This window comes from Lentzea terrae, assembly GCF_003265345.1.
Taxonomy (GTDB): Bacteria; Actinomycetota; Actinomycetes; order Mycobacteriales; family Pseudonocardiaceae; genus Lentzea; species Lentzea terrae.
In genome coordinates, this window is the sequence record NZ_QFWW01000032.1 from 137,605 (window position 1) to 164,318 (window position 26,714).

Annotated in this window: 33 protein-coding genes and 1 pseudogene; 14 read left to right on the forward strand and 20 right to left on the reverse strand. The window is 71.0% G+C overall.

Features of this window, described 5'->3' with window-relative positions; genetic code table 11:
- Window positions 1–57 precede the first annotated feature (57 nt).
- Entirely contained in the window at window positions 58–321 is a 264-nt protein-coding gene (locus tag DI276_RS40605; RefSeq protein WP_112273893.1) for a metal-sensitive transcriptional regulator, read from the forward strand.
- Here DI276_RS40605 and DI276_RS40610 read toward each other — a convergent pair.
- Window positions 288–2,015, reverse strand: coding sequence for an aminotransferase class V-fold PLP-dependent enzyme (locus tag DI276_RS40610; RefSeq protein ID WP_112273895.1), 1,728 nt, complete (start codon window positions 2,013–2,015; stop codon window positions 288–290). The genes DI276_RS40605 and DI276_RS40610 overlap by 34 nt on opposite strands.
- A 112-nt stretch (window positions 2,016–2,127) precedes the next feature.
- Between DI276_RS40610 and sqr the strand changes: the two genes are divergently transcribed.
- Genes sqr through DI276_RS40625 form a run of 3 tightly spaced genes read left to right on the forward strand, consistent with a single transcriptional unit; the run spans window position 2,128 to window position 4,184 of the window.
- Window positions 2,128–3,366, forward strand: a complete 1,239-nt coding sequence (gene sqr, locus DI276_RS40615) for a type III sulfide quinone reductase, selenoprotein subtype (RefSeq protein WP_112273896.1) — start codon at window positions 2,128–2,130, stop codon at window positions 3,364–3,366.
- Between the two features lie 11 nt (window positions 3,367–3,377).
- Window positions 3,378–3,695 (forward strand): TusE/DsrC/DsvC family sulfur relay protein, encoded by a 318-nt coding sequence (locus DI276_RS40620; protein ID WP_112273898.1) that lies wholly within the window; start codon window positions 3,378–3,380, stop codon window positions 3,693–3,695.
- Window positions 3,696–3,716: 21 nt separating this feature from the next.
- Window positions 3,717–4,184, forward strand: a complete 468-nt coding sequence (locus DI276_RS40625; protein ID WP_112273900.1) for a DsrE/DsrF/DrsH-like family protein — start codon at window positions 3,717–3,719, stop codon at window positions 4,182–4,184.
- A gap of 6 nt (window positions 4,185–4,190) precedes the next feature.
- Here the strand turns inward: DI276_RS40625 and DI276_RS40630 are convergent, their stop codons facing one another.
- Window positions 4,191–4,481 carry a DUF202 domain-containing protein gene (locus DI276_RS40630; protein WP_112273902.1) on the reverse strand — a complete coding sequence of 97 codons (291 nt, stop codon included), beginning with the start codon at window positions 4,479–4,481 and terminating at the stop codon, window positions 4,191–4,193.
- A complete protein-coding gene (locus DI276_RS40635) occupies window positions 4,478–4,822 on the reverse strand; it encodes a YidH family protein (RefSeq protein WP_112273904.1) in 345 nt (114 codons plus the stop codon). The genes DI276_RS40630 and DI276_RS40635 overlap by 4 nt, the downstream gene beginning before the upstream one ends.
- A gap of 91 nt (window positions 4,823–4,913) precedes the next feature.
- On the opposite strand from DI276_RS40635, the gene DI276_RS40640 reads away from it, so the two are divergent.
- A complete protein-coding gene (locus tag DI276_RS40640) occupies window positions 4,914–6,275 on the forward strand; it encodes a wax ester/triacylglycerol synthase domain-containing protein (protein WP_112273906.1) in 1,362 nt (453 codons plus the stop codon).
- Window positions 6,276–6,291: 16 nt separating this feature from the next.
- Here the strand turns inward: DI276_RS40640 and DI276_RS40645 are convergent, their stop codons facing one another.
- Window positions 6,292–6,672 carry a VOC family protein gene (locus DI276_RS40645; RefSeq protein ID WP_198681214.1) on the reverse strand — a complete coding sequence of 127 codons (381 nt, stop codon included), beginning with the start codon at window positions 6,670–6,672 and terminating at the stop codon, window positions 6,292–6,294.
- Between the two features lie 170 nt (window positions 6,673–6,842).
- Between DI276_RS40645 and acsA the strand changes: the two genes are divergently transcribed.
- The 6 genes and pseudogenes from acsA to DI276_RS40675 form a co-directional block, all read left to right on the forward strand.
- Complete coding sequence (gene acsA, locus DI276_RS40650) at window positions 6,843–8,588, forward strand: acetate--CoA ligase (protein ID WP_112273908.1); 1,746 nt, start codon at window positions 6,843–6,845, stop codon at window positions 8,586–8,588.
- Window positions 8,585–9,538: a pyruvate dehydrogenase (acetyl-transferring) E1 component subunit alpha gene (gene pdhA / locus DI276_RS40655; RefSeq protein ID WP_232837254.1), complete on the forward strand. Its 954-nt coding sequence runs from the start codon at window positions 8,585–8,587 to the stop codon at window positions 9,536–9,538. The genes acsA and pdhA overlap by 4 nt, the downstream gene beginning before the upstream one ends.
- On the forward strand, window positions 9,535–10,512 hold the full coding sequence (locus DI276_RS40660) for an alpha-ketoacid dehydrogenase subunit beta (protein WP_112273910.1): 978 nt from the start codon (window positions 9,535–9,537) through the stop codon (window positions 10,510–10,512). Before pdhA ends, DI276_RS40660 begins: the two co-directional genes overlap by 4 nt.
- The gene (locus DI276_RS40665; RefSeq protein WP_232837255.1) at window positions 10,505–11,989 is read left to right on the forward strand and encodes a dihydrolipoamide acetyltransferase family protein; all 1,485 of its coding nucleotides are present in this window, start codon (window positions 10,505–10,507) and stop codon (window positions 11,987–11,989) included. Before DI276_RS40660 ends, DI276_RS40665 begins: the two co-directional genes overlap by 8 nt.
- Window positions 11,986–12,237: a phosphopantetheine-binding protein gene (locus DI276_RS40670; RefSeq protein WP_112273921.1), complete on the forward strand. Its 252-nt coding sequence runs from the start codon at window positions 11,986–11,988 to the stop codon at window positions 12,235–12,237. Before DI276_RS40665 ends, DI276_RS40670 begins: the two co-directional genes overlap by 4 nt.
- 158 nt (window positions 12,238–12,395) lie before the next feature.
- Window positions 12,396–12,869, forward strand: a pseudogene (locus tag DI276_RS40675) (cbb3-type cytochrome c oxidase subunit I); the annotation flags it as partial.
- Here the strand turns inward: DI276_RS40675 and DI276_RS40680 are convergent.
- The 4 genes from DI276_RS40680 to DI276_RS40695 all read right to left on the reverse strand — a co-directional run bounded on the left by DI276_RS40680 (window position 12,829) and on the right by DI276_RS40695 (window position 15,704).
- Entirely contained in the window at window positions 12,829–13,323 is a 495-nt protein-coding gene (locus tag DI276_RS40680) for a hypothetical protein (protein WP_112273923.1), read from the reverse strand. The pseudogene DI276_RS40675 and the gene DI276_RS40680 overlap by 41 nt on opposite strands.
- 11 nt (window positions 13,324–13,334) lie before the next feature.
- Window positions 13,335–13,562: a hypothetical protein gene (locus tag DI276_RS40685; RefSeq protein WP_112273925.1), complete on the reverse strand. Its 228-nt coding sequence runs from the start codon at window positions 13,560–13,562 to the stop codon at window positions 13,335–13,337.
- 240 nt (window positions 13,563–13,802) lie between these two features.
- Window positions 13,803–14,699 (reverse strand): hypothetical protein, encoded by an 897-nt coding sequence (locus DI276_RS40690; protein WP_112273927.1) that lies wholly within the window; start codon window positions 14,697–14,699, stop codon window positions 13,803–13,805.
- 93 nt (window positions 14,700–14,792) lie between these two features.
- Window positions 14,793–15,704: a polysaccharide deacetylase family protein gene (locus DI276_RS40695; RefSeq protein WP_198681215.1), complete on the reverse strand. Its 912-nt coding sequence runs from the start codon at window positions 15,702–15,704 to the stop codon at window positions 14,793–14,795.
- Between the two features lie 188 nt (window positions 15,705–15,892).
- On the opposite strand from DI276_RS40695, the gene DI276_RS40700 reads away from it, so the two are divergent.
- A complete protein-coding gene (locus DI276_RS40700) occupies window positions 15,893–16,486 on the forward strand; it encodes an Rv1733c family protein (RefSeq protein ID WP_112273931.1) in 594 nt (197 codons plus the stop codon).
- Window positions 16,487–16,510: 24 nt separating this feature from the next.
- Here DI276_RS40700 and DI276_RS40705 read toward each other — a convergent pair whose 3' ends face one another.
- Genes DI276_RS40705 through DI276_RS40750 form a run of 10 tightly spaced genes read right to left on the reverse strand, consistent with a single transcriptional unit; the run spans window position 16,511 to window position 23,823 of the window.
- On the reverse strand, window positions 16,511–17,131 hold the full coding sequence (locus DI276_RS40705) for a V-type ATP synthase subunit D (RefSeq protein WP_112273933.1): 621 nt from the start codon (window positions 17,129–17,131) through the stop codon (window positions 16,511–16,513).
- Window positions 17,128–17,871: a V-type ATP synthase subunit B gene (locus DI276_RS53170; protein ID WP_332874749.1), complete on the reverse strand. Its 744-nt coding sequence runs from the start codon at window positions 17,869–17,871 to the stop codon at window positions 17,128–17,130. The genes DI276_RS40705 and DI276_RS53170 overlap by 4 nt, the downstream gene beginning before the upstream one ends.
- A 1-nt stretch (window position 17,872) precedes the next feature.
- Window positions 17,873–18,409 (reverse strand): hypothetical protein, encoded by a 537-nt coding sequence (locus DI276_RS53175; protein ID WP_269814353.1) that lies wholly within the window; start codon window positions 18,407–18,409, stop codon window positions 17,873–17,875.
- Window positions 18,406–20,127 (reverse strand): V-type ATP synthase subunit A, encoded by a 1,722-nt coding sequence (locus DI276_RS40715; protein WP_198681216.1) that lies wholly within the window; start codon window positions 20,125–20,127, stop codon window positions 18,406–18,408. Before DI276_RS40715 ends, DI276_RS53175 begins: the two co-directional genes overlap by 4 nt.
- A complete protein-coding gene (locus DI276_RS50525; RefSeq protein ID WP_157985281.1) occupies window positions 20,115–20,621 on the reverse strand; it encodes a hypothetical protein in 507 nt (168 codons plus the stop codon). Before DI276_RS50525 ends, DI276_RS40715 begins: the two co-directional genes overlap by 13 nt.
- Window positions 20,618–20,824 carry a hypothetical protein gene (locus DI276_RS40730; protein WP_157985282.1) on the reverse strand — a complete coding sequence of 69 codons (207 nt, stop codon included), beginning with the start codon at window positions 20,822–20,824 and terminating at the stop codon, window positions 20,618–20,620. Before DI276_RS40730 ends, DI276_RS50525 begins: the two co-directional genes overlap by 4 nt.
- Before the next feature lie 12 nt (window positions 20,825–20,836).
- On the reverse strand, window positions 20,837–21,253 hold the full coding sequence (locus tag DI276_RS40735; RefSeq protein WP_112273941.1) for an ATP synthase subunit C: 417 nt from the start codon (window positions 21,251–21,253) through the stop codon (window positions 20,837–20,839).
- Window positions 21,250–22,476: a V-type ATPase 116kDa subunit family protein gene (locus DI276_RS40740; RefSeq protein WP_232837256.1), complete on the reverse strand. Its 1,227-nt coding sequence runs from the start codon at window positions 22,474–22,476 to the stop codon at window positions 21,250–21,252. Before DI276_RS40740 ends, DI276_RS40735 begins: the two co-directional genes overlap by 4 nt.
- A gap of 4 nt (window positions 22,477–22,480) precedes the next feature.
- Window positions 22,481–23,380 (reverse strand): hypothetical protein, encoded by a 900-nt coding sequence (locus DI276_RS40745; RefSeq protein ID WP_112273945.1) that lies wholly within the window; start codon window positions 23,378–23,380, stop codon window positions 22,481–22,483.
- Complete coding sequence (locus DI276_RS40750; protein ID WP_112273946.1) at window positions 23,377–23,823, reverse strand: hypothetical protein; 447 nt, start codon at window positions 23,821–23,823, stop codon at window positions 23,377–23,379. Before DI276_RS40750 ends, DI276_RS40745 begins: the two co-directional genes overlap by 4 nt.
- Window positions 23,824–24,279: 456 nt before the next feature.
- Between DI276_RS40750 and DI276_RS40755 the strand changes: the two genes are divergently transcribed.
- Window positions 24,280–25,029 carry an ANTAR domain-containing protein gene (locus tag DI276_RS40755; RefSeq protein WP_112273948.1) on the forward strand — a complete coding sequence of 250 codons (750 nt, stop codon included), beginning with the start codon at window positions 24,280–24,282 and terminating at the stop codon, window positions 25,027–25,029.
- A gap of 199 nt (window positions 25,030–25,228) precedes the next feature.
- Window positions 25,229–26,104 carry a slipin family protein gene (locus DI276_RS40760; protein WP_112273950.1) on the forward strand — a complete coding sequence of 292 codons (876 nt, stop codon included), beginning with the start codon at window positions 25,229–25,231 and terminating at the stop codon, window positions 26,102–26,104.
- A 103-nt stretch (window positions 26,105–26,207) separates the two neighbouring features.
- Here the strand turns inward: DI276_RS40760 and DI276_RS40765 are convergent, their stop codons facing one another.
- On the reverse strand, window positions 26,208–26,423 hold the full coding sequence (locus tag DI276_RS40765; protein ID WP_157985283.1) for a hypothetical protein: 216 nt from the start codon (window positions 26,421–26,423) through the stop codon (window positions 26,208–26,210).
- A gap of 80 nt (window positions 26,424–26,503) precedes the next feature.
- On the reverse strand, window positions 26,504–26,714 hold a 211-nt coding region (locus tag DI276_RS51600; protein ID WP_198681217.1), incomplete at its 5' end, for a fatty acid desaturase family protein.

The following is a 26,714-nucleotide window of genomic DNA, read 5'->3' on the forward strand; positions in this document are numbered from 1 at the left end:
CGCGGCGGGGTTGTTCCGGTGCTCAGGTACCCTGGGGGGTACAGAAGGAGGTCCTTGGTGGAGCTGAACGAGGAAGTGCTCACCGACGTGGTCAAGCGGCTGCGGCGCGTGCAGGGGCAGGTCGGCGGGCTCGTGCAGATGATCGAGTCCGGACGGGACTGCAAGGACGTGATCACGCAGCTGGCCGCGGCGTCGCGCGCGCTGGACCGGGCCGGCTTCAAGCTGATCGCCAGCGGGCTGGAGCAGTGCATCTCCGACGGCTCCGAGCAGTCGGTGGCCGACCGCGCTCAACTGGAGAAGCTGTTTCTCGCACTGGCCTGACCGAGCAGGCACACAGGTGGCAGCACGAACCAGCGCAGCGACTCGAAGTCCTCCGGCAGTCCGGTGGGGCCGTCGTCGAGCAGGTCCGCGCGAGAGGCGAGCAGGCACCGGGCGTCCTCCAGTTGCGTGGCGAGGACCGCGTCGTCGGCCGGCGCTGACCGGTGGGGCGGGGGAGTGCCGGCGATCGCGACGGAGCGCAGATCCGGCAGTCCCAGCGGGACGGTCGCGGTGGCGCGGTGCCGCCACAGCCCGGTGTGCGGGTCGAAGACGTAGTCGGTCAGCAGCCGATGGCCGTACCGGGCGACCAGCCGCACGGCCTCGACGAGGTAGTCGCGGACGGCGTCGGTGATGAAGTAGTTGAAGTTCAGCCGCACCCAGCCCGGTTTGACCCCGTCGCAGCCGATGGCGACCTCGTGGTCGTAACCGCGGGAGTGCGCCGTGTCGATGGCGAGCAACCGGTGTCCGTACGGCCCGGCGCAGGAGCAGCCTCCGCGCGACTGGATGCCGAACAGGTCGTTGAGCACGGCGACCACGAAGTTGTGGTGCAGGAACCGGTCGCCGGAGCGGACGCGGAACGACACGATCGACAGGCGGGCCGCGTCGTGGCTGCCGAGGATCTCGATGCCGGGTTCGTCCTCCCACGTGACCAGGGCGTGCCGCCACAGGCGTTCCTCCCTGGCCTGGATCAGGCGGGTGCCGACGGCGTCCTTGAGCGCGAACACCAGACCGGCGCGGACGGACTCGACGATGGCGGGTGTGCCGCCTTCCTCCCGGGCGACCGGGTCGGTCAGGTAGCGATGGCCGAGCGGGTGGACGAACGCGACGGTGCCGCCACCCGGCACGGTCGGCACCCGGTTGGTGACCAGTTCCGTGCGGACCACGAGCACACCGGGGGTTTGCGGGCCGCCGGGGAACTTGTGCGGTGACAGGAAGATCGCGTCCTTGTGGTCGCCGCGGCCCGGTGCGCTCTCCCGCACGCGGATGGGCACGTACGGGGCGGCGGCCGCGTAGTCCCAGAAGGACAGCGCGCCGTGGTCGTGCAGCAGCGCGGCGATGCTGTCGGCGTTGGTGAGCACGCCGGTGACGTTGGAGGCGGCGGAGAAGCTGCCGATCCTCAGTGGACGGTCGGCGTACCGGACCAGCTGGTGGCGCAGCTCGGCGACGTCGATGTGCCCGCGGGCATCCTCGCCGATGACCACGACGTCCGCGATGGACTCGCGCCACGGCAGCTCGTTGGAGTGGTGCTCGTACGGGCCGACGAAGACCACGGGGCGCTGGTCGGAGGGGATCTGGTCCAGCAACGAGTACTTCTCGCTCAACCCCGCCGGGAGCCGCAGTTCGAGGATGGCGACGAGCTTGGCGATCGCGGCGGTCGCGCCGGAGCCGCAGAAGACGACCACGTCGTCGTCGGTACCGCCGACCGAGTCGCGGATGAGCCGCCGGGCCTGCTCACGCAGCCTCGTGGTGTACAGACCTGTGCCGGAGCTCTCGGTGTGGGTGTTGGCGTAGCGGGGGAGCACGTGCGCGCGGATGAAGTCCTCGACGAAGTCCAGCGCCCGGCCGGACGCCGTGTAGTCCGCGTAGATGATCCGGCGCGGGCCGTAGGGTCCGTCGAGAACCTCGCCGTCACCGATGAGGCCGCGCCGGATGCGGTCCAGCAGAGGCGAGGCCTCCGCGTCGAGAACGTTGCCCATCACCGGTTCATCGTGGATCGCGGCGGGAGTCCGCGGACGCTGTCGATGGGCCCGCGTGTGCGGGGACGAAGGCCCCTGGGGACCGGTCGCGCCCCGTCGAAGACTGACGGACATGACCAAGCGGATCGTGATCCTCGGCGGTGGCACGGGCGGCACTCTGGCGGCCAACAGGCTGCGCCGCGCCCTGGACGCCGAGTGCGAGATCACCGTGGTCGACCGCGACGACGACCACGTCTACCAGCCGGGCCTGCTGTTCGTGCCGTTCGGGCTCGCCCACGCGGACGACCTGGTCCGGTCCCGGCGACGCCAGCTGCACGACGGCATCACCTACCGCGGCAGCGGCGTGGACCGAGTCGACGTGGAGGCCGACCGGGTGCACCTCGCCGACGGCGGCACGCTCGGCTACGACGTCCTGATCATCGCGACCGGTGCCCGGCTGGTGCCGGAGGAGACCGACGGCCTGACGGGGCCGGGCTGGATGAGCAAGGTGTTCAGCTTCTACGACCTGGAGGGCGCGACCGCGCTGGCACGGGCACTGGAGGAGTTCGACGGCGGCCGGCTCGTGGTCAACGTCGTGGACCTGCCGATCAAGTGCCCGGTGGCGCCGCTCGAGTTCTGCTTCCTGGCCGACTGGTACTTCCAGGAACGCGGCATCCGCGACCGGGTCAGCCTGACCTATGTGACGCCGCTGGACGGTGCGTTCACGAAGCCCGTCGCCTCCCGCGCGCTCGCCGGAATGCTGCAGGACAAGGGCATCGAGCTGGTGACCGAGTTCAACACCGGCGAGGTCGACGGTGGCGCGGGGAAGCTGATCTCGTACGACGAGCGCGAGGTCGAGTTCGACCTGGCGGTCGTGGTGCCGGTGCACGGTGGAGCCGAATGCGTCGAGCGGTCGTGGGGACTGGGCGACGCGCTCGGCTTCGTTCCCGCCGACGAACACACCCTGCGGTCCAAGGTGCGGGAGAACATCTTCGTCATCGGCGACGCCGCGGCGATCCCCACCTCGAAGGCGGGGTCGGTCACCCACTTCGAGGGCGAGGTGCTGACCCGCAACGTGGCCCGGTTCCTCGCGGGGGAGGAGCTCGACGCGAGCTTTGACGGCCACACCAACTGCTTCATCGAGAGCGGGTTCGGCAAGGCGCTGCTGATCGACTTCAACTACGACACCGAGCCGTTGCCCGGTCACTACCCGTCGGCGGTAGGACTGCCGCTGTTGGCGGAGTCCAGGCTCAACCACCTGGGCAAGCTGATGTTCTCCTGGCTGTACTGGCACAGCCTCCTGCCCGGCCGGGACCTGCCCGGCGTGTCCGCCGCGATGCCCGTTGCGGGCAAGCGGTTCGAAGCCCGGTGAGGGGAGCACGAATGTCCACAAAGGTGTATGCGGGGACCGAGGTGCCGGTCAACGACGAGGGGTTCTTCGTCGAACCCGGGCAGTGGAGTGAGGACATGGCGCCCGAGATCGCCCGTGAGGCTGGTGTCGGCGACTTGACCGATCGGCACTGGCAGGTCATCAGGTTCATGCGCGCGGAGTTCGCGGAGAAGGGCACCGGCCCCACGGTTCGTGCCCTGGGCAAGACCTCGGGTGTCAGCGTGAAGGAGCTCTACCAGCTGTTCCCGAAGGGGCCCGCGAAGCTCGCGGCCCGCATCGCCGGTATTCCGAAGCCGCGCGGCTGCATCTGAGCGCAGAAAGGACCGTTCGCGATGTCGGACAAGATCGAGAAGGTCTCCATCATCGTCTCCAAGGGCTCCCTGGAGGGGATCTACCCCGCGTTGATCATGGCCAACGGCGCCCGCGCGGAAGGCATCGAGGCCAACCTGTTCTTCACCTTCTTCGGGCTCGACGCCGTGCACAAGGCACGGCACGAGCACATCAAGCTCGCCACCGTCGGCAACCCCGGCCTGCACCTGGCGACCTGGGCGGGCGGCCTGCCCGGCGTGTCCACGGTGATGACGCGCTACCTGTCGCACAAGATGGAAGAGCTGGACATTCCGCCGATCCCCGAGTTCGTCGAGATGATCGCGGACACCGGCGCGGGACTGTACGCGTGTCAGGCCTCCGTGGACCTGTTCGGTCTGTCCAAGGAGGACTTCATCGACCAGGTGCAGGACATCATCACGGTCGGCGAGTTCTACGAGCTCGCGGCGGGCGGCCAGATCATCTTCACGTGACCGGCGTCAACGCGGCCCGCTCAGCACGAGAGGCAGGGCACCGGCGCAGCCGAGTGTGACCAGCACGGCGACCAGCAGGAGGACGCGCGGCCGCGTGGCGCCGAGGTGCCGGTGCCGGCCGAGCAGGACCAGCGTCACCGCCACGGCGGCCGTGCACACCGCGGGTACGGTGGCGACGCTCCAGCCGCGCTCGGCCGCGACGTGCAGCATCACCAGGGCGCACGCGGCGGCGGCGAGGGTGGTGCGGTTCCACGCCAGGTTCGTGCGTTCGGGCTGCAGACCGGTGTCGCGCTTCATCCGACGATCACCAGGACCGCGGCGAGCACGGCCATCAGCAGCACCCCGGCCGCCAGCACGCCGACCATCGGGCTGTGCGGCAGCGGGGCACCCGTCCGCATCGCCTGCTGCACCCGGCGCCAGCGCGGGAAGCTGGTGGCGGCGACCACCGCGGCGAGGGCGGTGCAGGCCAGGGCCAGCCCGGTCGTGGCTCCCGGCACGGCGAACGGGGGCAGGAGCTGGCTGACCGCCACACCCGCGGCGAGCAGACCGAGCGCGGTGCGGATCCAGGCGAGGAACGTGCGTTCGTTGGCCAGGGTGAAGCGGTAGTCGGGTTCGGTGTCCGGTGGTTCGGCGGCCATCCGCCCCTCCTCGTTCGCACGGGCGAGCGGCGGCGCCTGGAGGGACGTTGGTCCCTGGTCGCGTTGCCCGCGTACGGGTTCTTCTGGAGTGATGATGCCCTGGGACCGAGCTGATTCCGATGTGCCCGGCCACCCGGTGATCGACCGGGCGAGTCCGACGGATCGTGCGTTCCTGGCGATGGACGACGAACGTGCTCCTGCCCACTTCGGGGTGATCCTCCTGTTCGACGAGGCCGGCGGGTTCGACCTGGCCCACGCCCGGCAGGTGCTCGCCGAGCGCGTCGCCGCGGTGCCACGGCTGAGGCAGCGGCTGGTCCGGACCCCGTTCGGCTGCGGCGGGCCGATCTGGATCGACGACGAGGACTTCGACGTCGAGCGCCAAGTGCGCGTGGTGCGCTGTGCGGTGCCAGGAGATGAGCGGGCGTTGCTCGACACGGCCTGCTCCCTGGTCGCGACCCCGTTGCCGCCCACCGGCCCGAGGTGGTCGGCGGTGTTCGTGACGGGGCTCGCCGACGGGGCGGTCGCGCTGGTGGTCGTGCTGCACCACGTGCTCGCGGACGGGATCGGTGGCCTCGCGATCCTCGCCGGCCTGGCTGATCCGGGCCTCTCCGCGCTCCCGGCGCTGTTTCCTCGGCCGCGTCCGCGAACGCTCCGGCTGGCCGTCGACGCCTTGTCCGGCCGTGTGCGCGCTGTGGCTCGCATCGGCACGGCCGTGCGCTTGTTGCGCACTTCGATCACAGCCGCGGGTGGGTTGCGTCCTCAGCGCGCGGAACCGTGTTCGCTGCTGCGGCGGACCGGTGGGCGGGGCGGGCCGGCCGTGGTCCGCGTTCCCGCGGCCGCCGTTCGGGCGGCGGCGCACCGGTGGGGCGGCACGACCAACGACGCGATCTTGGTGGCGGTGGCCGCGGCGCTGAACCGGGTGCTGCGGGCGAGCGGGGAGTCACTCGACACCGTGGTGATCGGCGTGCCGGTGTCCGGCCACGCGGCCGGGGAACCCGTGCGGGGAAACATGGTCAGCCCACTTCTGGTCGCCGTCCCCGCCACCGGCGACCTGGGGCAGCGGCTGCGGTCCACGGCGAACTGGGTGCGCACGCACAAGGCGACGGCCCAGGGGCCGCCGCCGATCGCGTTGCTGGGCTGGCTGTTCCGCCCGCTGGCCGCGCTCGGGACCTACCGCTGGTACATGAACCACCAGCACCGCATGCACACCCTGGTCAGCCACGTCCGCGGCCCCGGCGAGCCGATCACCTTCGCCGGCCGGCGGATCCGAGCGGCCATCCCGATGGGAGCGGGCACCGACGGCAACATGACCGTGTACTTCGAAGTGTTCACCTACGCCGGTACGGTCACCATCACGGCGATCGCGGATCCGGACCGGTTTCCCGACCCCGGGGTCCTCACGCGGGCGTTGCACGACGAACTCGGTCGCATCGCCGAATCGGCAGGCGCCTGACCGCGCGAAGGAGCCGTCAGGCGTCGGCGGAAGCAGACTCGTCGCTCTGGAACAGGCCGATCAGGTTGCCCTCGCTGTCGCGCACGTGCGCCGACCACCCGATCGTCGGGATAGGCATCTTGTCGTGCACCACGGATCCGCCCGCTTTCTCGACCGTCGCCAGCGCGACGTCCACGTCCTCGACGTCGACGTAGACCAGCACTCCTTCCGGCGCCTCGGCTCGCGGCGTGAGCGCACCCTCGGCTCCGGGGCCGCTACCGGGCTCCTGTCCGGTGGCCATCGTCCAGTAGTCCTGGGGTCCCCACTTGTGCGCCTCCCAGCCGAACACGGCGTTGTAGAACGCGCCTGCCCGGTCCGGATCGTCGACGGGGATCTCGAAGTGCACGACTCTGCTCATCACGACACCTCCACCGTTGATCGTCGATCGCGGCGACGCCGTCCAGCGAGGGCAGTACGTCCCGCTCTCGCCGGGACTGTCGGCGGACGACGCGTTTCGCACACCAACGACGGGCACACCGAGGACCTTCGTCCCTGCTGCCGGGGTCCGCGCCGCTCCAGCCTGGAGGCATGGGCTGGGAACCGATCAGGAAGCGGAACGCCGGTGCGGTCAGGCCGAACCTGGCGGACTACGAGCAGACGCGCGCGACGTTCTCCTGGGACGCGGCGCGCTCGCAGCTGTCCGGACTGCCGGGCGGCGGGCTCAACATCGCGAACGAGGCCGTGGACCGGCATGCGGCCGGACCGTTGCGGGAGAAGGTCGCGTTGCGCTGCCGTGGCCGTGGCGGGCACGTGACGGAGCTGACCTACGACGGTCTTCGCCTTGCCACCAACAGGTTCGCGAACGTGCTGCGCGAACTCGGCGTCGGAAAGGGCGATCGGGTGGCGACGCTGCTGGGCCGGGTGCCCGAGCTGTACGTCACGGCGGTCGGCACGGTGAAGAACACCAGCGTGTACGCGCCGCTGTTCTCCGCGTTCGGGCCGGAGCCGGTGCGGGAACGCCTGCGTCTCGGTGACGTCCGGGTGCTGGTCACGACGCCCCAGCTGTACCGCAAGCGGGTCGAGCAGCTGCGCGACTCCCTGCCCGCCCTGGAACACGTGCTGGTGATCGGCGACGAGCCCGCTCCGCCCGGCACCAGGTCGTTCACCGAGGCGATGGCTTCGGCGAGCGAGGACTTCACCATCCCGCCGACGTCACCGGACGACATGGCGCTGTTGCACTTCACCAGTGGCACCACGGGAAAGCCCAAAGGCGCTGTGCACGTGCACGGCGCTGTGCTGGCGCATCACGTCACCGCCGCGTTCGCGCTCGACCTGCACGTCGACGACGTTTACTGGTGCACGGCGGATCCGGGGTGGGTGACCGGCACGTCGTACGGGATCTTCGCTCCGCTCACGCACGGCGTGACGATGATCGTCGACGCTGCGGACTTCGATGCGCACGGCTGGTACGAGGTGTTGCAGGACGAACGCGTGACGGTCTGGTACACCGCACCGACCGCGTTGCGCATGCTGATGCGGTCCGGCGCCGAGCTGCCGAAGCGGTACGACCTCTCGGCACTGCGGTTCGTCGCCAGCGTCGGGGAGCCGCTGAACCCGGAAGTCGTGGTGTGGGGCCAGGAAGCGCTCGGTCTGCCGGTGCACGACAACTGGTGGCAGACCGAGACCGGCGCCATCATGATCAGCAACTACGCCGCGGAGGACATCAGGCCAGGCTCGATGGGCAGGCCGATGCCCGGCGTGGAGGCCGGAATCGTGACGAGCGAGGGCGGTCGCGTCGTGGAGGTGCGCGATCCGGAGGCGGTGGGCGAGCTCGCCCTGCGGCCGGGCTGGCCGTCGATGTTCCGCGGCTACCTGCACGACGACGCCCGCTCCGCGAAGTCCTTTGTGGACGGCTGGTACCTCACGGGTGACCTGGCCCGGCGCGATCCCGACGGCTACTACTGGTTCGTCGGCCGCACGGACGACGTGATCAAGTCGGCCGGCCACCTGGTCGGACCGTTCGAGGTGGAGAGCGTGCTGATGGAACACCCCTCTGTCGCGGAGGCGGGGGTGATCGGCAAACCGGATCCGGTGGTCGGCGAGGTCGTGAAGGCCTTCGTGACGTTGCGCGCGGACAGTGAGCCGACCGAGCAGCTGCGCACCGAGCTGATCGCGTTCGGCCGCAGGCGGCTGGGTGCTGTGGCGCCCAAGGAGATCACGTTCGACCAGCACCTGCCGCACACCCGCAGCGGCAAGGTGATGCGCAGGCTGCTGAAAGCCCGGGAACTGGGACTGCCAGAGGGCGACACGTCGACACTGGAGGTGGGAGGGTGAAAGAACACCTGGACCTGCTGCGGGAGATGACGCGCATCCGGCGGTTCGAGGACCGCTGCGCGGAGTTGTACAGCGCAGCTCAGATCCGCGGCTTCCTGCACCTGTACGTGGGTGAGGAAGCGGTGGCGGTCGGTGTCGTTTCCGAGCTCGACCCCCAGGACGCGGTCGTGTCGACCTACCGGGACCACGGGCACGCACTCGCCAGGGGTGTGCCGATGGACGCGGTGATGGCCGAGATGTTCGGCAAGGTCACCGGGTGCAGCAGGGGCCGCGGCGGGTCGATGCACCTGTTCGACTCCGGTCACCGGTTCTTCGGCGGCAACGCGATCGTCGGCGGTGGACTACCTGTCGCCGTGGGACTCGCGCTCGCCCACGCGATGCGCGGCGAACCACGGGTCGTGGCCTGCTTCTTCGGTGAGGGCGCTGCCGCGGAAGGTGAGTTCCACGAGGCGCTGAACCTTGCCGCGCTGTGGCGCCTGCCCGTGCTGTTCTGCTGCGAGAACAACCTGTACGCGATGGGCACGTCGTTCGCCAAGGAGCACGCCGCACCAGACCTCGCACTGCGTGCGTCCTCCTACGGCCTCGCCGCCTGGGCGGTGGACGGGATGGACGTGCTCGCGGTGCGGGAGGCCGCCCGACGTGCCACCGAGTCCATCCGGGCAGGTGGCGGCCCGTGCCTGCTGGAGCTGCGGACGTTCCGGTTCCGCGCGCACTCGATGTACGACCCGGAGCGCTACCGGGACAAGTCCGAGGTCGTGCAGTGGCGTGACCGCGACCCCATCGATCGCCTGATCGCGGCGATGCGCCCGGACTTCACCGACGACGACCTGACGGCGCTGGAGACGGAAGTGGCCGCCGAGATCGACCACGCCGTCGCCGCCGCGGAGGCGGCCGAGATCGAACCGGTTGACGGCCTCACCCGCTTCGTGACCTCGGAGGTGACCAGGTGAAGACCACCTACCGGGAGGCGTTGCGCGAGGCGATCCGTGACGCGATGCGCCGCGACGAGCGGGTTTTCCTGATGGGCGAGGACGTCGGCAGCTACGGCGGTTGCTACGCGGTCAGTCTCGGGTTGCTGGAGGAGTTCGGGCCCGAGCGGATCCGCGACACCCCGCTGTCCGAGTCGGCGTTCGTCGGCGCGGGCATCGGCGCGGCGCTCAACGGCATGCGGCCCATCGTGGAGATCATGACCGTGAACTTCAGCCTGCTCGCGCTCGACCAGATCCTGAACAACGCCGCGACCCTGCTGCACATGTCCGGCGGCCAGTTCCCGGTGCCGCTGGTGATCAGGATGACCACGGGGGCCGGCCGGCAGCTCGCCGCGCAGCACTCGCACAGCCTCGAAGGCTGGTACGCGCACATCCCCGGCCTGCGGGTGCTGGCGCCCGCGACGCTCGAGGACGCGCGCGGCATGCTGTGGCCAGCGCTGTGCGATCCCGACCCGGTGCTGATCTTCGAGCACAACGGCCTCTACAACCTCTCCGGTGACCTGGCCGACGACGCCGGTCCCGTCGACATCACCCGCGCCGCGATCCGCAGGCAGGGCAAGGACGTCACGCTCATCACCTACGGCGGCAGTCTTGCCAAGACGCTGGCCGCCGCCGACGACCTCGCGGCGGACGGCATCGACGCGGAGGTGATCGACCTCCGCACGTTGCGGCCGTTGGACTCCGACACGTTCCTCGAATCCGTGCGGCACACGCACCGCGCGGTGGTGGTCGACGAGGGATGGCGAACCGGCAGCCTGTCCGCCGAGATCGCCGCGCGCATTGCCGAGGAAGCGTTCTACGAGCTGGACGCGCCAGTGCGGCGGGTGTGCACCGCGGAGGTGCCGATCCCGTACGCGAAGCACCTGGAGGAGGCGGCACTGCCGCAGCCCGCGTCGATCGCCGCCGCCGCGCGGGAGGTGGTGCGCGGTGGCTGAGTTCACGATGCCGTCGCTGGGTGCCGACATGGACGAGGGCACGGTGATCGAGTGGCTGGTGAAGCCCGGCGACACCGTCGCGCGGGGTGACGTCGTCGCGGTCGTGGACACCGCGAAGGCCGCCGTCGACGTGGAGTGCTTCGACAGCGGCGTGATCGAGGACATCCTGGTGCAGCCTGGCGTGACCGTGCCCGTGGGTACGCCGCTCGCGGTCATCGGGTCTGAGGACGGTGCGAAACCGAAGCCCGTGTCCCAACCGAAGCCGCAGCCCGCGGCCGTGCCCGTATCGCAGCCGGAGCCCGCGGCCGTGCCCGTATCGCAGCCGGAGCCCGCGGCCGTGCCCGTATCGCAGCCGGAGCCCGCGGCCGTGCCCGTATCGCAGCCGGAGCCTGCGATCGTGCCCAAACCGAAGCCGCAGCCCGCAGCAGTGCCTGCGCCACAGCCGGAGCGAGCACCCGTGCCCGTGCCGGCTCCCGCCCCGCCCCCGCCTTCGCCCCGGCCACGACCTCCGGTCGTGGGACCGTTGGTGCGCAAGCTTTCCGCGGAGCTCGGCGTCGACCTGACGACCTTGCACGGTACCGGCAGAGGTGGCGCGATCACCCGCGCCGACGTGCAACGGGCCGCGCGGCCCGCACCGGCCGGTCGCGGCAAGGTGACGCCGTACGCGCGGCGCCTCGCGAAAGAACTGGGCGTGGACCTCACCCGGATCACCGCTTCCGCATCGGACGGAATCGTGCGCGCCGGTGACGTTCGCACGTCGAAGCCCGCTCCGGTGACGCCTGAGCCGAGTCCGGTGACTCCCGTGGCCGACAAGGCCCGGGCGATGCGCGAGGCCACCGCGAAGCTGATGGCGCGGTCGAAGCGCGAGATCCCGCACTACTACCTCAGCACCACGATCGACATGTCCGCCGCGATGGCACGGCTGGCCGAGCTCAACCGCGACCTCCCGGTCGAACGCCGCGTGCTGCCGATCGCGCTGGTCTTGCGTGCGTGCGCACGGGCCGCGGCGAAAGTGCCGCAGCTCAACGGGTTGTGGACCGACGAGCACTTCGAGCCCGGTGCAGGCGTGCACCTCGGGATGGCGGTGTCGCTGCGCGGGGGAGGCCTGATCGTTCCGGTGATCGCGGACGCGACCGAGCTCGGGCCGGTGGAGCTGATGGACCGCGTGCGCGACCTCGTCACCCGTGCCAGGGGCGGACGGCTGCGTGGCAGCGAGCTGACGGGCGCGACGATCACGGTCACCAACCTCGGGGACCGCGGCGTCGAATCCGTCTTCGGCGTGATCTACCCGCCCCAGGTCGCCCTCGTGGGCGTCGGCAAGGTGCTCGACCGGCCGTGGGCGGTCGGCGGCCTCCTCGGGGTGCGTCCCGTGGTCACCGTGACCCTGTCCGCAGACCACCGCGCGACCGACGGGCACACCGGCGCTCGCTTCCTGGAGATCGTCCAAAAACTGCTGAGCAGACCGGAGGAGCTATGACACCCGACGAAGCCCGCGAGATGATCAGCGCGGCCCTGCTGACCGTCGCGCCCGACGCGGAGCTCGGCGACGTCGCACCGGACGCGGACCTGCGCGAGGAGCTCGACCTGGACTCGATCGACTTCCAGGCCTACGCGGCGGAACTGAGCAGGCGCAGCGGCCTGCCGGTCAGCGAGGACGACCAGCGCGGACTCACCACGTTGGCGGCGGGCGTGGAGTTCCTGACGCGTGCTCGCGTCAGGCCCTGACGTCCCGCTGCTCGAACGCCGTGGCCGCAGGCCGAGCCTGTTCGGGCCGGAGGTGGACGCGAGGACCGGTGATCCGCGGCGTGCGACCCGCGAAGGTCCCCGGTCGGAGTGACCTTGGGCCCTGAAGGCTCGCTGCCACGCGGACGATCCTGTCGGGGTTCCCCAAGATCACCGGCAGGATGATGGACGAACACCTGGCCAAGCTGCACTTCTAGACGACGTTCGTCGGATTCCACACCACGTTCCTGGTGCAGCACTGGCTGGGCAACCAGGGCATGCCCCGCCGCTACGCCGACTACCTCGCGGCGGACGGCTTCACCTCGCTCAACACGTTGTCCACCATCGGTGCCTACGTTCTCGGCGCCTCGACGCTGCCGTTCACCTGGAACGTGATCAAGAGCTACTGGTACGGCGCGGTCGTCACGGTCGACGACCCGTGGGGCTTCGGCAACTCACTGGAATGGGCCACCTCGTGCCCGCCGCCGCGCCACAACTTCACCGAACTGCCCCGGATCCGCTCCAACCGGCCCGCGTTCGACCTGCACCACCCGCACATGGTGGCGCGTGCTCGCCGCGAGGCGCACGTCGGCTTCACGGGGAGGGCACTGCCGGCCGAGCACGACGCCCGTTGAGCCGCGTCTCGGCGTGGAGCAGCAACGCGAGCGGCGGCAGCATGATCAGGGCGTACACGGTCTCGAACCACCCGAACAGCCACAGCAGCAGGTGGAACGCGATCACCGCGACGTAGCCGAGCCGCGTCCAGCGACCGCCGCTGACCACCAGCACGCCCGCCGCGGTCTCGAACACGATCAGCAAGCCGATCAGCAGCACGTGGTTCGGCGGGACCACGGCCCGCCACGCTGTGGTCACCCATGCGAAGTGGGCGGGATCGGCGAAGCCGGCGTAGTCGTCCCCGCGGACCAGGTTGATCACGTGCAACAGCGCGCCCCCGAAGACGAACAGCACGCCCACCGCGACACGGCCGATGTACCGGCCCATCGGCCGGCGTACCGACAGCGCGGCGCCGACGAGCGTCGCGACGACACATGCCGTCCACAGCGCGATGAAGAAGATGTTGTTCTGCATGGTTCCTCGCCTCACACGTTCCGGGCTGTCACGGGCTGCCGGTGCGGAGGAGCGCCGAGCAGGCACACCGGCGGCAGGACGAACCAGCGCAGCGCGTAGTCGGTCAGCAGGCGGTGGCCGTGCCGGCCGACCAGCTGGACGGTCTCGACGAGGTGGTCGCGGACGCCGTCACCGATGAGGCCGCGCCGGATGCGGTCCGGCAGCGGCGGGGCCTGTGCGTCAGGAACATCGCTGGTCACCAGCTCATCGTGAAACCGGCCGGCTGTCCGCGGATGCTGTCGATGGACCTGTGTGCACGAGGACGAAGTCCCAGGGAGCCGTCGCGCCGAGAAGGAGACCCGAGACATCACCAGGCGAATCCGGCGCGGCTCTGCGCTTGCTGTTCCGGCCGATTCCCGGACCTCGACGTGCTCACGCGTGCCCGGCGCGACGGACTCGAGCTCATGTCCTCATTGGACTGATGACACCCCGTGCGTTCGTCAGGTCTTGTCGAACCACCTCAGCACGCGCAGTGCGCGCAACGTGTTCCAGCGGCTCGGTTCACCGGTCCGCTCCAGCTCGAACCAGACCGCGCCGGGGTGGGGCCGCTGCAGCGTCCACCTGCCGTCACGGCCCCGCTTGGCCCGCACTGCTTCCACGGCATCGGTCAGCCGTTCGTCCCGGTGCGCTCCGGCGGCGCGGAAGTGGTCCAGTGCGCGGAGCACGTCGTGGCGCCAGCGGGGTGGGAAGGTCAGCCGGAGCATCGCCGGGTCGACCACGGCGCCGGTGCGGTGGGACCGGTAGAGCCGGTGGGCCAGCAGGAACTCCCGTCCGCGTGCCTCCGCCTGTTCGGCGTGTCCGTAGTCGCGCAGACCGTCGAGCACATTCGCCGTGGTGTGGAACGAACTGTGCGTGGCGCCTTGATGTCGCAGACAGTTCCACCCGCCGTCCGGCATCTGCTCGCGCAGCAGGTAGTCGGCGAGCCGCTCCCGGCGCGGGTCGGCGATCCCGAAGTACGACAGCAGACCGAGGGCGAACCCGGTGACGCACGTTTCGCTCCGCTGCTGGGTCGCGGACAGGTTCATGCCGCCGTCGTGCCACAGCCCTTCCTCCAGGAACAGTGCGCACGACTCGCGCGCCCGCGGATCGTCTGGTGGCAGTCCGAGTTGGCGCAGCAGCAACAACGAGTACGTGGTCGAGATCCATTTCCGGCCGTAGAGGCGCGGGGTCCAGCGGCCGCTGTCGTCGCGATGGGCGAGCAACCGCGCACCCCAGCCCTCGGTGGCGACCCGCGCCCGTTCTGCCCGCCACTGCGCCTCCGGCGCGTCCTGGAGATCGCGCATCACCTGCCAGCGGATGGCCAGATCACCGTCCAGCAGCCACGCCTCGACGTCCATCTCGTCTCCCGTGCAGGTTGGCCGAATTCGCGCACATGACGAGAACTCGGTACGTTGCCGCGGTGTTCCAGCGGCGAACCGCGGCTGAGGCGGTCATCCGGTGGGTCCGGCACCGAGCAGTGCGTCGAGCGTGACGAAGTCGTAGCCACGCGCCCGAACTGCGGTGATCACGTCCGGCAGTGCGTCGGCGTCCAAAGTGGATCTGTCCTCGGGGTGGGATCCGATGTGCATCAACACGATCTCACCCGGCTGCAACGCCTCGATCGTGCGGTCGACGACCCGCCGGGCGCTGCCGCCGCCGGACGTGCCCTGCCATCCGAGCGTGTCGACGGTCCAGCGCACCGGGACGTAGCCCTGGGAGTTGACGGCCGCGATGGTGCGTGCGTCGCGGTCGCCGTAGGGGAACCGGAACAACGGCCGGGGATCGGCGCCGGTGCGCATGAGCACCTGCTCCGCGCGTGCCAGCTCACCGCTGATCTCGTTGTCCGGCAACCGGGTCAGGTAGGGGTGCGTCATCGAGTGGTTGCCGACGCGGTGCCCGGCGGCGAGGATCGCCTGGACGGAGCCCGGATCGGCCTGCGCGAAGTTGCCGGTGAGGAAGAACGTCGCGCGCACCTGCTGGCCCGCGAGCGTGCGCAGGATGCTGGGCAGCCCGGCGGCGTTGGCTCCCGCGTCGAACGTGAGGGCGACCACCTTGCGATCGGTCGGCAGCGTGGAGATGTCCTTGCCGCGCAACGACTCCGGGAAGGGGAGCGGCGGGGGAGCGGTCGCCGTGGTGCGACCGGTGGTGGTGCGAGAGGTCGTGGTCACCCGTGCCGTGGTCGTTGTCGTCGTCGAACTGCTGCTCGCCGTGTTCGTCGTCGTGACCGACGTGCTCGACGGTGTCGCGACCGGTGGTCCAGGCGTCGCCCGCAGCAGCGCGACGATCAGCACCGCCACACCACCGAGCACCAGCACCGCCGCACCGGCCACCAGTGGCCGGTGCGCCTTTAGCCATTCCTTCACCGCACTCACCTCCACGACCAGGGTCGCGGGCGGCGGACGCGCGGAACCGGGTTCGAAGTCCTGTTTCGCGCAGGACCGAAGGCGGTGCCGGGCCTCGAACCCGTGAGCCCACGGTCACCGTCGCCACGCGACCAAGTGCCCTGGGGATCGCTGCTCACGCGGAGAACCCTTGACCGAGGAGGTGGACCATGGACACGAAACCGCTCTTGCGAGTCCTTCGGCAGGCGTTGCCCGGTCGCAACGAGCTGGCCACCGCGGGCGACCGGCTGGAGGGTTTCGTCCTGGTCCTCGCCGCCGTGGTGGCGTTGGTCGCGGTGCCCGTCGCGGCCGCCGCGGGCTCGGAGTTCTACACCAGGCAATCCGCACAGGCCGTGCTCGAGCAGCAGACCCGATATCGGGCGAAGGCCGTGCTGACCGTGGATGCACCGCTGGTCGTTGGTTCTGCGGGGCCGGGCGGAGTCGTGAGGTCCGTCCCCGTACCGGCGACCTGGCTCGCTCCGGACGGAGCGACGAGGCACGGCACGGTGCGTGCTCAGTCCGAGGCAAAGGCGGGCACGACCGTGCCGATCTGGGTCAAGCGCAACGGCGATCTCACCCTGGCACCGCTGAGCGCCGGAGGCGCCGCGTTCAACGCGATCGTGGTCGCCGTCCTGTTCTGGACCGGAGCCGTGGGTGCGATGTCGCTGCTCCACCTGGTCATCCGGTACGCGCACAAGCGGTCGCGCATGCGCCGGTGGGCGTGGGAGTGGGAACGGATCGCCCGCGACTGGACCGCCCGCTGACGCACTGGCGACCAGTAGTTCGCGTCACTCCGCCGTGCGGTTCCGATCGGCGTTGAGAGCGATCCGGTGCCGGAGGTTCTCGGCCTGCTCCCGCTCCTCCAGCTCCAGGTCGACCCGCGCGAGCGCCTCCCGCAGCAACGGCGCCCAGTGCCGGCGCAGCACCCGCACCCGGCGCTGGGTCGTGTCGGCCTCCGCGGTGAGCCGGCGCAGCGCGGCGGTCGGAACGGCGTTCCGCAGGGCCGCGTCGAGCAGCCGGCGTTGTTCGCGCACCGCACGTGCGACCGAGGAACCCGTCGAGACGCCGATGACATCGGCGGGCATCGAGCAGGTGATTCCGCTGGGGTGCCGCACGCCCGCCGTCGTGGACCAGGAGATCGTCACGTCGGCTTCCTCGCCACTGCCGGCGAGGCGCATCCCGCGGCGGCCCGCTGCCAGCGCGGCGCGCAGTGCCCAGATCTTGGTCTCCTCCGCCTGCGCGACCAGCTCGTCGTGGGTGCGCTCCGCCGCTTCGGCGAGGCGGCGCTGTTCCGCGCGCAACGCACGCAGCTTTTGCTCCAGCAGCGCGGCCGCGTGCTCGGCGCTGTCGAGGCGGCCGCGCAACCACTGGCGTCCCGACCGGCCGGAAGGCACCCGCATGGCGCTCATCGTCCCTCCAGCAGCGAGGCGGGGAGCATCGACAGTTCCGACCGGGGCAGCCGCAGCAACACCCGCCACACCCGGTCCAGGGTGTCGTCGAGCGTCCGCGCCTCACCGGGCGACTGACCGAGCACCTCGGTCCGGAAGGCCTGCTCCAGGTCGAGGTAGGCCTGGTCGGTGCGGCTCAGGCCGCTGACCCCGATGAGCTCGGCCAGATCGCGCACCTGCCGGGCCCGTGCCAGCGCGGACAGCAGCTGGGCCGCGACGTCCAGGTGGTCGGCGCGGGTCCGGCCCGGTCCGGCGCCGTTGCGCATCAGCCGCGACAGCGAGGCGAGCGGGTCGACCGGCGGGTAGAGGCCGTGCGCGTGGGCTTCGGCGGAGAAGACGACCTGTCCCTCCGTGATGTACCCGGTCAGGTCGGGGACGGGGTGGGTGATGTCGCCGCCCGGCATGGTGAGGACCGGCAGCACGGTCACCGATCCCGGCCTGCCTCGGATGCGGCCGCAGCGCTCGAACAACGAGGCGAGGTCGCTGTAGAGGTAGCCGGGGTACGACCGTCGCGCGGGGATCTCGCCGCGAGCCGCGGACACCTCGCGCAACGCCTCGGCGTAGGTCGTCATGTCGGTCATCACGACCAGCACGTGCCTGCCCTCGCGGAACGCCAGCGACTCGGCGACGGTCAGCGCGATCCGCGGGGTGAGAATCCGTTCGATGACGGGATCGTCGGCGGTGTTGATCAGCAGGACCAGTTCACCCGCCGCAGAACGGCTCGCCTCCCGCTGTGGACTGCACGGCGATCTGGGTCGCCAGCTCCAGGTGCGGGTGGCCCGGCAGCGAGAACAGCGGGAGCTTCTGGCCGCGGACCAGCGTGGTCAGCGCGTCGATGACGGACACGCCGGTGAGCACCTGCTCGGCGGGCGCCTCACGCCACGTCGGGTTCAACGGCGCGCCCGCGACAGGTTCGCGCCGCGCGCCGAACACCGGTGGCCCGCCGTCCACCGGGGCGCCGCGGCCGTCGCAGGTCCGGCCTAGCCACCCGGTGCCGACCGGGATGCTCAGCGGCTGCCCGGTGAACTCCAGCCTGGTGCCCGCGGTGGCCATGCCACCGGTGCCCTCCAGCACCTGCACGACGGCGAGGTCGTGGTCGACCTCCAGCACGAGGCCGTGCCGCAGCTCGCCGGAGTCCAGCCTGATGCGCACGAACTCGTCCCAGCCGACGCCCTCGACACCGCCGACCACGACCAGCGGCCCGCGCAGTTCCCGCACCCCGGTGAACTCGATCGTCATCGCAGCCTCCGCAACCCGGCCAACACCTCGTCGCGCCGCCTGCCGATCAGCTCCACGTCGTGCGGCCCCGCCTCTTCGCGCAGCCGCACCAGCGCGGTGAAGTCGAACTCCTCCAGCACCTCGGCAGGCACGCCCGCCGTCACCAGCCGCTGACACTCGTCCACCACGGCCAGGACGGCTGCCACGAGCGCTGCCGCCTTCTCGTCGCCCCCAGCAGCGTCCACTGTGGACAGGGCACTCTGCTGGAGCACGCCGTCGCGCAGCAGGCGCCCGGCCAGCAACGCGACCCGCTCAGGCCCGGACAGCGCGGCCGCACCGACCAGTTCCGCGAGGGCGGCGAGCCGGTCGGCTTCGGCCAGTGCGGTCATCACGCGTGCTCTCCGTGCGGGCCACTCGTGCTCGCCGGCCCGGACGTGGTGGTCTCCCACCGCCGGCGCGTCACGGGAGAACGAGCCCGACCAGGAGACTGCGGGGTAGTGCCGGGAGTAGGCGAGGTCCCGGTCGAGCGTCCAGCGAACGCGGACGAAGCGTTCCGTGTGGGCGGTGACGGGCTCGGTCATGTCACCGCCCGGCGGCGACACGGCACCGATGATCGTGACCGATCCGATCGCTCCACCGAGCGTCTCGACGCAGCCCGCGCGTTCGTAGAACGCCGCCAGCGCGGAGGCGAGGTCGGCGGGATAACCCTCCTCCGCGGGCAGCGCGCCGGTGCGGGACGCGAACTCCCGCAGCGCCTCCGCCCAGCGCGAGGTGGAGTCGGCGATGACGACCGCGTGATATCCCATGTCGCGGTAGTACTCCGCGACGGCGACGCCGGTGTAGATGCTCGCCTCACGGGCCATCATCGGCATGTTCGAGGTGTTGGCGATGACCACCGTCCGGTCGGTCAGCCGCCCACCGGTGCGCGGGTCGGTCAGTTCGAACAGCTCTGCGACGACCTCCGCCAGCTCGTTGCCGCGTTCGCCGCAGCCGACGTAGACGATGACGTCCGCGTCGCACCACTTCGCGATCTGTTGCAGCAGAACGGTCTTCCCGGTACCGAAGCCTCCGGGTACCGCGGCGGCGCCACCGCGGGCAACGGGATACAGCAGGTCCAGCACGCGCTGCCCGGTGCGCAGCGGCGTCACCTCGGTCAGCCGGGTCCGGGACGGCCGTGGCACCCGGACCGGCCAGTCGGAGAACAGGTGCACATCGGTGCCGCTGATGGTGGCGACCACGGTGTCCGCTCCGCACTTGCCGTCGGCCAGCGACTCGACCGGGCCGTCGAGGCCCGGCGGTACGAGCACGCGGTGTTCGAGCGCTCCGGCTTCGGCCACCACGCCGAGCAGCTGTCCAGCCTCGACCTGGTCGCCGACGCGCACTCTCGGTTCGAACCGCCACCTGCGGTCCGAGTCGTGAGCGGTGGCGCCGGGGGTGAGGAACACCGGCGCGGCGGTCAACGACCGCAACAACCCGTCGAACACGTGGCCGAGCAGCCCTGGGCCGAGACGGACCGACAGCGGCCTGCCCGCGGGTACGGCGGCCGCGCCCGGCCTCAGCCCGCCGGTGTACTCGTAGGCCTGCACGCTCACGAGGCCGTCCCTGATCGACACGACCTCGCTCGGTGTCGAATCGGGCCCGAGAGCAATGAGGTCGTGCATGGCGACCGGGCCGACGTCGCAGACCTCGACCAGCGGCCCGGACACCCGGACGACCCGTCCGGGCATCACGGCGTCCACAGCGCCCTCACCCCGTCGCCGAGCGCGTCGACGGCGCGTCCGGTCACCGCCTCGACGCCGAGATCCACCGCGCGGCCCGCAGCCTGGCCGGTCATGCCTCCGCCCGGAGCGTCCCGCACGGTCGCGCGGGGGCCGAGCTCGGCCCTGATCACCGCCACGAGCTGATCCCGCCGGACCGGATCGGTGAAGGCACGCCTCACCGCAGTGGTGACGCGCTGACGGAGTTCGTCGTAGATCTCACGTTGTGCGGTCAGTTCGAGCGCGCGGGCCGCACGGCGGGCCTTCTCGTGCTCGGCGGCGATGGACAACGCCGCGTCTGCACGGCCCTCCTCGGCGGCCGTGTCGAGGATCGACTGCGTCTCGGCGCGAGCCGTGGCGAGCAGCGCGTCCGCGTCGAGGTGTGCGGCGGCGAGCTCGCGCCCGGCCTCGGCACGTGCCCTGGCGAGCAACGCCGCCCGCACCGGGGCCAGCGCGTCCTGTTGCCGGGTCGTCATGACGGGATCACCGCCACGAGCCGGGGGCCGGTTCCCGCGACTTCGGCGCTCAGCACCGCAGCGGCAGCGTCCGTGAGCAGCACGACGGCCACGTCGTCGCCCAGGCTGGTCCAGGCGACGCGCACGGACGCGGGGTCGGCCGCCTCACAGACCCGCACGCCGGCGAGCGCCCAGTCGGCGACCCCGGCACCGATCACGGCCACGGCTCCCACCGCTCACGCCTTCCCGATGAGGATCACCGCGACGATCAGCCCGTAGATGGCGATGCCCTCCGCCAGGCCCACGATCACCATCGCGCGGCCGAACAGCTCGGGCCGTTCGCTGAGCGCGGCGAGCGCGGCCGCTCCGGTGTAGGCGACCGCGATCGCCGCGCCGATGGACGATCCGGCGACCGAGATGGCCGCTCCGAGCAGCGCCGCCCAGTTCGCCGCGGGAGCGGGGGACTGCGCCACGGCCGCGGACGCCTCACCGGCCTGCAGCGCCATGACGAGCACGACCAGCGCGCCGACGAGCAGCACGCTGTTGAGTCCCGCGAACAGAGTGAGCACGGCGCGTCCCTTGCGGCGCACCAGCAACACGGCTCCCGCGCACACCGCGACGAGCACCGGCAATCCTGCCAACCAGACCATCATCGAGCCTCCCCGTGCCACGGGCGGAACGGCCGGCCCTCGATCTCGAAGACCCGCGAGAACAGTTCGTAGAACTCAAGGCGCAACGCCTGGATGGCAGCGACCAACGCCTCGAGGGAGAACGCGAGTGCGTTGCCCAGCAAGAAGACCAGCACCGCAGCGGCGATGCCCAGGACGCCTCCGCCCGCCAGCGCCGTCGTCCCCAGCCACACGACCGAGCCGATCGCGGCGTGCACCAGGCCGAACGCCGCGAGCCGGGCGAAGGACACGAGGTTCGACCCGGTCCTGATCACGATGTCGAACAGCTCCACGGCCGCCTGCACCCAGCCCGCGGCACCACCACCGGAGGCCGCGGCGAACCCCACCCCGGCGAGCACCAGGCCGGCCACGGCGATCACGGCCGCGGCCACGACGAGCAGGTCGGCGCCCAGCAGCAAGCCACCCGCGATCCCCGCGATGCCCAGGAACAGCGCGGCTCCCGCGACACCCGACGCCGCGTACACGGCGAGCCGTGGGCCGCCTTCACGCCATCGGTTCACGATCGCGACGGCGTAGGCCGCGGCCAGCAGCACGGCCCCGGCCGCGACACCGGCGCTCAGCAGCTTCACCGGGTCGTCCAGCGGATCGAGCCACAGCACGGGCACCACGCCCGTCGGCCCGAAGAACTCCCCGTACAGCACCCCGAACGCGGTGCTCGCGGCCCCGGCGCCCAGGACGAAGGGCCACGCGGAGCGCCAGCGTGCCAGCCGTCGCGGCCATCCGGCTCGCAGCAGCAGGCCGACGGCGACGAGCAGCAGTCCCTGCCCGGCGTCACCGAACATCATCCCGAACATCAGCACGTACGCGGCGCCCGCGAGCACCGTCGGGTCGACGTCCTGGTACGGCACCGTGCCGTAGGTGGTGACGAGCGGAGTGAACGACCGCCGGACCGGGCCGTCCGCGCGCAACAACGAGGGCGGATCCACGCCGCGTGGCGCGGGCAACGGCACCGCAGCGGCACCCACTTCGGCGAGTGTCGCGGCGAGGCCGGGCCGTTCCTCGGCCGGGCACCATCCGGCGATGGCCGCGACCGACTCCCGTCGCACCGCGGCGTCCGCGATGGTCTCCAGCTGGTCGTCGGCGCGGTCGACGTCGACCACACCCGCGTCCGCCACGAGGACGAGGGCTTCGCGCAGCGCGTCTTCCGGTGCTACGACGGCGATCCGTTCCATCCGCACGGGTGTCATGGCGTCATGTGATGGCATCGAACGCCTCCAGCTGCCTGTCGCCGCGCGCGGCGCACTCCAATGCGGCCCGCACCCGGCGGGCGTCGACCGCGAGCAGAGCGGCGCACCCCACCACCGCGTCAGGGCCGAAACCCCGCCCGCGCAGCAACGTTCGCGCGTCGTTCGCCACGCGCCCCCACCAGTTCTCCTCGGCCTGCCACAGGCCGGCGGGATCCGTGACGTCCGCGAGCGCCCACGCCGCCTCACCCGGCAGTCGTGCGGCGAAGTCGGTGAACGCGAGCTGGCCGACGTCTCCGAGCAGCGCCGAGCCGGGCACCGGGTGACCGAGCAGGAACCGTTCGCGCGCGACCAGCAACGCGGCGCCTCCCGCGGCCCACTCCCGCGCCTGCGGCACACCGCCCGCGACCCGCGCCGCCCAGCCGAGCTGCACGGCGGACACGATCCGCCGCGGATCGGCGGATCCCGGATCACCCCAGGGAGACGCGGCGAGCGCGAGTTGCAAGTCGGCGAGCGACGACGTGGCGGCGAGCCGCGGCCACGCGGTGGCGAGCGTGCCGAGCCGGAACATCTGACCCGCCGCCGCGCCGGACAGCGCGCGCACGTGCTCCACGACGTTCGCCACCTCGAACCACCCGGCGAGCAGCCGGACGAGCTCGGCGCCCGCACGAGGCTGCCATCCGGCGAGCACCCTCAGGTGCCACAGCAACGTCGCCGCCACACCGTGCTCGGCCTGCGCCAGCGACTGTTCCGGCCGCACGTCTCGTAGGTAGGGACCGGCGACGAGCAGCGCCACCGCCTCCGCCGCCGACGCACACCCGGCGATCTCACGTGCTCCCACCGCGCCGGCCCTGCGCCGCAACAACGCCCGCGCCCGCACCCCACCCGCGATCCACGCCGCGCTCACGGCACGACCTCGTCCGTTCGCGCGATGCCGCTCAACGCCGTTGCGACAGCACGGTCCACGTACTCGGGCATCAACGCCGCGGCGCGGTCCTTCATCCGGTGCGCCTCGTCCCGCGCGGCCTCGACGAGCAGCTCACCGTCGGGAGCAGCCGCCGCCCGCGCGTCCGCAGCCGACCGCGCACGCACCTCAGCGGCTCGTTCGCGAGCCCTGGCGACAAGATCCTCCGCCTCTCGAGCGGCTTGTTCCCGGATCCGGCGCGCCTCCTCGCGCGCCTCGGCACGCAGGCGCCGTGCCTCGTCCTCGGTAGCCGCGAGCAGGGCGAGCACCGGCTCCAGCTCCGTCGCCACCTCGGCCGCGCGGTCCGCGGGCACGCCAGGTCGCGCGGCCGCGCCGGGTGTTCCCACCGGGCGGTAGCGCTGCAGGAGGTCGCGGAGGCTGGCCACCCGTCCATGCTGGCCACGTCGTCCCGCAGCCCAGCAGGGTCGTCCAACCCCACCCGGCCGGGACCAAGTCCCTGCCCGGTCTTGGTCCACTGAGGACGGTCGGGTGCGGCCGGTCGGATGAATGCGCACCGTCCGACTGTGCGAGATGTTCGGTGGCGTCAGGAAGATCGGTCCCGAGCGCGCTCTTCCGTTCCCTCTGGACGCGTAGGACTTGGCAGCGGACGGGGGTGGCTCGACGCACGAACACACCCCCATTCGAATGCGCGGCGAAAGGTCCCGGTCTGATCGGGACGTACGGTGGTTCCTGCTGGTGGGGAAACCGCCCTAGCGTCATTGGTTCTGCGTGGGCGATCTCTCTGATGCCGGCGAGGCGTGTGTGAGTCACGGGTCGGACAGCCCAGCCGGGATCTGACCGGCTCCCGTGACGGCCCCTCGCCCGGGGATGGAGGACCAGCGATGATGGTGAAGAATCCGAAGGGCAGGAACGCTCTTGTCGCGGTGGCGGACTTGCTCGTGCACGACTTCGATGTCGTCGACTTCCTGGATCTGTTCGTGAACCGCTGCGTCGAGGTGCTCGACGTGACCGCGGTCGGTGTGCTGATGGTGGACCACCACCGCGGCTCGCTCGACATCGTGGCTGCCTCTGCCGAGTCGGCACGGACGCTGGAGCTGTCCCAGCTACGGCATCACGAGGGCCCGTGCTCGGATTGTTCCCGCAGCGGCCGGGCTGTGGAGTGCGCGGACCTCGCTGCCGCAGGCGAGCGTTGGCCGGTGTTCACCCGTGCTGCCGTCGATGCCGGGTTCGCCGCGGTACAGGCGCTACCGATGCGGGTGCGTGACACCGTGATCGGCGGACTCGACCTGTTCAGCGCCACGCCCCGGCTCTGGGACGCGGACACCGCGGCGCTCGGCCAGGCGCTGGCCGACATCGCCACCATCAGCATCCTGCGTCAGCGCACCTTGCGACACCACGAGGTGGTCATCGAGCAGCTGGAGACCGCGCTCGCCACCCGCGTCCTCATCGAGCAGGCCAAGGGCGTGCTGGCCGAACGGATGAACACCACCGTGGACAGCGCCTTCGCCCTGCTGCGCGGCTACGCCCGCCATCACCGTTTGCGGCTGGCCGGCCTCGCAGCCGCGGTGGTCCAAGGCACGGCCGACATCCCCGCCCTTGCGGCTGACACGGCCGGTGTGTCGGGGCGGTGACCGGACCTCGATGCTCGGGATGGTCGGTTCATCGCGCACGTGCATGATCGTGATGGGCGGCGGGGCGAGCGTCGAGGTCCGGTAACCGTGACGTGCCGGGCAGATCGGCGCTGGGGAGCGAGGACCTTCGGCTGCGGTGTCGGCACCGCGGTGCGCGCATCGTGGAACGGTCTCATCCGAACTCGGACGGAGCGTCATCATGAGCGGGTTGGTCTTCGCAGGCATCGCGGTAGTGGTCCTGCTGTTGCTGGGCATGTCGGTGAAGGTGGTCAAGCAGTACGAGCAGGGTGTGTTGTTCCGCCTGGGCAAGGTGCGTGGCGTGCTGATGCCGGGCTTGCGGCTGATCATTCCGGTGGTGGATGTCATGCGCAGGGTGTCGTTGCGGATCATCACCCTGCCGATCCAGTCTCAGGGGATCATCACCAGGGACAACGTGAGCGTCGACGTCTCGGCGGTGGCGTACTTCAAGGTCGTCGACGCGGTGAAGTCGGTGGTGGCGATCGAGAACGTCTACGCCGCGATCGACCAGATCGCCCAGACCACCTTGCGGAAGGTGGTCGGGCAGCACACCCTCGACCAGACGTTGTCGGAAACCGACCAGATCAACATCGACATCCGCAAGATCCTCGACATCACGACGGTCGAGTGGGGCGTGGAGGTCACTTTGGTGGAGCTGAAGGACATCCAGCTGCCCGACAGCATGAAGCGCGCGATGGCCAGGCAGGCGGAGGCCGAGCGGGAGAAGCGCGCGAAGATCATCAACGCGGAGGGCGAGTCGCTGGCCGCGGCGGCGCTGGGCGACGCGTCGGACACGATGATGGCCCACCCGCTGGCGTTGCAGCTGCGCAATCTGCAGACTCTGGTCGAGCTCGGAGTGGACAAGAACACGACGGTCGTGTTCCCGGCACCGTTGATGAGCACCATCGGCGAGCTCGGTTCGTTCCTGGCGCGTGAGGCGGTCGCGGCCGGGCCGCAGGCCGATGGCCTGCCTGCCGCTGTCCCGATGCAGTCGCTCGGCACGCCGCAGGCACAGGAAGCTCAGGCGAACGGCGAACCTCTTTCTTCCTCGCGGTAGCCGCTTCAGGTGGATGTATCCGATGACGGTCTTCGCGCACACACGGCCGACGCGGTGGAGCCGCTGTGCACGCTGCGGTGGGAGAGCGCAAGCGTCCCGTCGATCACTTTGGAGCCTTGCAGCATCGCGAGGTAGGCAGCACGAGGGCGGAGAGGGTCGTCTCGACGCCGGTGGCGAACTGCCGGATGCGTTCTTCGTTGTCGCGGGCGAACTTCAGCGCGTTGGTGCGCTCCAGCAGAGTCCCGACGGGGCCTTTGTCGGAGCGTGAGTCCACGACCGTGGCGAGGGTCAACCCGATCGTCGCGAGGATGGTCCGCACCGGCACCTCGCAGGTCCGCCGGCTCGACGTTCGGCCTCCGAGAACCTGCGCCGACGGGCTGTGTTGCGCGTCTCCACGGGTCATCCCGTCCCGCCGGGAAAAGCGAGCCGCAGCACCCGCTTCCACACGCTCGCGGTCTGCCGCAGCAACGGCCCGGTCGTGTAGGGCAGGCCGAAGCGCTCGCACAGTTCACGCACCTTCGGGGCGATCTCGGCGTACCGGTTGCTGGGCAGGTCCGGGAACAGGTGGTGCTCGATCTGGTGGCTGAGGTTGCCGGTCATGAGGTGGAAC